Annotated in this window: 3 protein-coding genes; 1 reads left to right on the top strand and 2 read right to left on the bottom strand. The window is 36.1% G+C overall.

Going from position 1 to position 4,412, the window contains the following annotated elements; translation table 11 throughout:
* Window positions 1-424 (bottom strand): hypothetical protein (locus tag J5G60_RS16785; protein WP_150358819.1); only part of this gene is annotated, 424 nt, incomplete at its 3' end.
* A 380-nt stretch (window positions 425-804) separates the two neighbouring features.
* Here J5G60_RS16785 and J5G60_RS16790 point away from each other — a divergent pair.
* Window positions 805-2,622 carry a cell wall-binding repeat-containing protein gene (locus J5G60_RS16790; RefSeq protein ID WP_150358818.1) on the top strand — a complete coding sequence of 606 codons (1,818 nt, stop codon included), beginning with the start codon at window positions 805-807 and terminating at the stop codon, window positions 2,620-2,622.
* A 76-nt stretch (window positions 2,623-2,698) separates the two neighbouring features.
* Here the strand turns inward: J5G60_RS16790 and J5G60_RS16795 are convergent, their stop codons facing one another.
* Window positions 2,699-4,306 carry a GxGYxYP domain-containing protein gene (locus J5G60_RS16795; protein ID WP_150358817.1) on the bottom strand — a complete coding sequence of 536 codons (1,608 nt, stop codon included), beginning with the start codon at window positions 4,304-4,306 and terminating at the stop codon, window positions 2,699-2,701.
* Window positions 4,307-4,412 lie beyond the last annotated feature (106 nt).

Below are 4,412 nucleotides of genomic sequence, written 5' to 3' on the forward strand. Positions count from 1 at the left end.
ATATTTCTTCATCATCATTTATTAAAATTTGATTAGTTATGTTTTTAATTAAATAATCTATATTATTATCCAATGATTCAGTATTATTACAATTATAATCTTTAGGTGCATTTAATACTCTGATTTCAAATAGTCTTGATGGTTTGCTGGTTAACTCTTTAAATCCTCTATTATGATATAATTCTTTTGAGAAGGCACTTAATTCTCTTCCAGGTGATTTTAATTCATTATTTGATACTAGAGTTATTGTTATTTTATCTGATTTTATATCTCCATCTGTAATATTTATCTGTTTTTTCCCTTTGAAACGCTGATTAAAAATTTCAATACTCTCTTTTATAGCTTTATCTCTGGAATTTTCTAAAAAGTTTATTCCATTTTTACTTGGAAATGCCAAGCTAAGTTCCATTTCATATTTAAACATAAAATCAACCTCCTAATTTGTTTGTATGATTTAATTATAATACTTTAAGTTGAATTTGTAAAGTAATAAACTTAATTTAAAGTAAATTTTATCTGTTTCTCTATAATAAGAATTGGAGTTGTTACCATCTCCCATACTTATACGGAGGATGATTATATAAAGTCTACATTTCATATAGTAATACTTATCCCCAACTTTAGGAAGTTGGGAGTATTAATAATAATAGCACCCAGGTGAGTTTATAAAAATCTTCATCTTATATCTGCTTTACATAAAAAATGTACTTTCCATAATCTAAAATAAATGGACAAACTGTTAATAAAGTATTACGATATAGAAAACGATGAAAATAAAAACTTTAAAAAGGAGCAAAGGATAAGATGAATAGAAAGAAAGTAGTTAGCTTACTGTTAACTTTAGGAATATTAGCTACACCACTTGTGGTACCACAGTATGCTACAGGAAATCTAAATAACAAGGTTTATGCATATGACGGCACTATACAAAATGGAAATAAGGTGCAAAAAGAGCCTTTGCAGACAGACACAGGACTAGTTGGAGATAGCATTGTAGCAGAAGACAAATTGTCTGAGTCCTCAACCTATGACGAGCTTATGGCTTCACCATATAAAGTAGAAATGCCTGATAGTTTTTTAACTAAGGAAAGTAATGGTCAGGTTGCTGGAATAGATATGGAAAAATTAAATGTAGATGGTAAGATATATCACTACCAATTTAGTTTTGGAACAACTTTATGTAACCGGTTTATTGAAGTAAGAAAAATGTATGTAGGCGAACAGGGTGCAATAATTAGGGTTTATTCAATGGTATCTTTCTTAGATTCAGACCATAAATTTAACCAATATTCAATCGGTTCGTCAGCAACATCAGATTATAATTTGTATCCATATTTAGTAAAGTACACTACTAACAATGTAGACCTTATGAATCCAAAGCCATTTATAGATAGAAATATTCATATAAATAATGATGGCAAGTATGTAGATGTAGACGGTAAGGTTGTTAAGCCAGATTCTAATGGATATTATGAAGCTTATTCAGATAGAATACACTCAGCAGTAAATACAGTCCATATAGGTACTACAAACGAAGATAGTGGCTTTGTGCATTACGGAACTATAACGGGTGATGAGCCAACTAATTTTAGCAATTCCACATATGACCCAAGTAAGTATGATGAATTCGGGCATTTAAAAAGTGGTTCAGGGGACACACCAACTACTCCTACCAATCCAACAAATCCTAATTTTAAAAGAATAGACGTAACCCGAATAGCTGGACAAGATAGAAAGGAAACTGCAACTAATATAGCTAGTAGCTTTATAAATGAGACTAAGCCAAAGACAATAATTGTGGCATACGGTTATAACTATGCAGATGCACTTGCAGGAGCACCACTCGCTAGACAGTTAAATGCCCCCATAGTATTGGTTGGTGCATATCAAGATAGTGGAAATGTGTTGAAGTATGTAAAGAGCGCACTTGCAAACAACGGAAATATCGTACTTCTCGGAGGTACAGGTGTAGTACCAGATAGTTTCAAAGAATGGTTTATTGCGAACGGTGTAGACGCTTCTCATATAACGAGATATGGTGGTGCAGACAGGTTTGAAACTGCAAGCAAGATAGTAAATGCTGTAACAGCTTCGTCAACTGCCCCTATATTTATAGCCAGTGGGGAGAATTTTCCAGATGCACTTTCGGCATCTTCTGTGGCAGCTGCAAGGGGATACAGGATATTCCTTACTACAGCCAATAATGAGTCTGCTTACCTTAGCAATTACCTTTCAAAGAATAAGCCATCAAAGGTTTATTTACTCGGTGGAAGCGGGGTAATCAGCACAGAGCAAGAATCGGCAATTGCTACCCAGTTAGGAAATAAAGATAGTGTAAAAAGGCTCGGTGGGGCAATCCGATATGAAACCTCACAGGCAATTGCAAATGAATTTAAAGATGGTGTGACAAACGCCATAATCGTAAATGGTGAGGATTACCCGGATGCAATATCGGGAAGTGTTCTGGCAATGAGAACTCCTTCAATCACTCTGCTTACTCCATCCGATAATCTATCTGGAATAAAGAATTTCCTTGCAGACAATGATACAATAACTAGTGGTTTATTGTTGGGAGGAACCGGGGTACTTCCAGACAGTGTGAAAACCTCCCTCTCCAAGTAATGTATGTTATCTAATATACAGCCAATAAATATACCGGATGCTTTTTATAGCTGGTATATTTATACTACAAAAGTTTTTATTCATTGTGTTTTACATTTTCCACTATAAATTCCATAAAGGTGTACGGTGCCACTACTTTTACTGCGGGATTTTTGTTCAGCTGCTTTACAACTTTGTCTATGTCACTCATGCTTTTACTCCAGGCATGCACGTATACGAAGGTGTATGCCTCAGGTCTGCTTGTATCCGTGCAGCCGTTTTTTATGTAGCCGTTTATATCCCTTACCAGATCCTCGTTTTCTTCTATTTTGGACCACAGCAGATTTCTGCAGGATACTACGGGCTTGCCTCTGCTCCACACTATTTCACCCTTGTAATCATCCTGCCTGTGGTAATTCAAATAGAATATGCCCTGGATATTTGAGCAGGCGGTGTATTTATCCCAGAGATCCCTGTTATAGAGGGAGCAGTTGTCTAAAACGGACACGTATTTTTGATCCGAGTTTTTCATGTAGTTGTTTAATCTTTTCAAAAAAGGCTTCAGGGAATCTGTTTTGAATTCACTGGGATACATGTATCCGTTTCCGGAAGGTGATACAATGAAGTAGTTTTTAAAGGTATTTGAAGAGGCATTTTTATAATAGGCCTTTAAAACAGTTGGTGCCAGTTCATACAGGGACGGACTTATGCTGAAGCCCATGTTGAAGCTGCCCCTTTCAGGTGAACCGTACCATTTGGAAGAGCCGAAATTGCTTCCAAGATTCCACTGCTGATTGTCTCCGTCTGACATAATGAAGGTCACATAGTGGGTGTTTTTTGAAGCTGAATTTTTTGTGGAATCTGATCCATTTTTTTGAATTAGAGGAGAAGAGGGAAAAGCGCTCAACACCGTCAGATTATAGGACCAGTCTGCAGGAACCAGGCTCACTCCGTTTTTGGAAGCTGTACTTATGTTACCCTTTTCGTCAGGACCCCATCCAAGACATGTGGAGTCACTTTCCATGGATTCAAATACCTTGTTTCTCAGGGAGAAATCCTTCGGGTCATCTTCATAAAATACCAGGGATCTGCTCATTATACCGTAATCTCTGAGGGCGGAATCTCTTCCGGGGGACAGCTCAATTACCGTTGAATGATTCAGCCCCCTATTCCATAGGTTATCGTAGGCCCAGTATTTATCGGTGTTTCTGCAGTCCTGCTGCATTTTTATACCCATATTTTTGACTTTGGTTTCAAGGGATTTGTCTACAGCTATGGAATCTTTTAAAGCTGCCAGGGAACAGGCGTTGTTTATGGAAGGATCTTTCTTGGAGGAGTTGTCGTAGAGTACATAGCCTTTTACAAAGCTTTTAAATTTATCCAGCAGGTACCAGGGATCCTCCACCATGCTGTAATTGACACCGTAATTTTCTTTTAGATCCTCCAGCCATATTCTATAATCCGGCTGATTTTTATTTAAAGTATATATCTGGGAATCGGATTTATTTGATATTACCCCCTGCAGTGTGGCTATCATGGTATTTTCAGCGGAACTTAAATCGTTCTGCTGTATTACGTAGAGATATTTAGGTGTTCTGGAATTTTTTACATAGTATTGATGGGCTGAAAAGGCATTTGCATCTGTACAGATTAAGGTGCTTAAAAAAATAAAAATAATTCCTAGGATCAGATTCTTTAATTTCATATGGATTCACCTCCTGATCTTAGTATGTGGTTTTTTATATAATTTATTGTACTTTCTCTGGGCATGAAATTAAAAAAATAAATATAAAAACTATTGACAATAAATT

This window comes from Clostridium sp. HV4-5-A1G, from assembly GCF_900184915.1.
Lineage (GTDB): Bacteria > Bacillota > Clostridia > Clostridiales > Clostridiaceae > Clostridium_B > Clostridium_B aromativorans.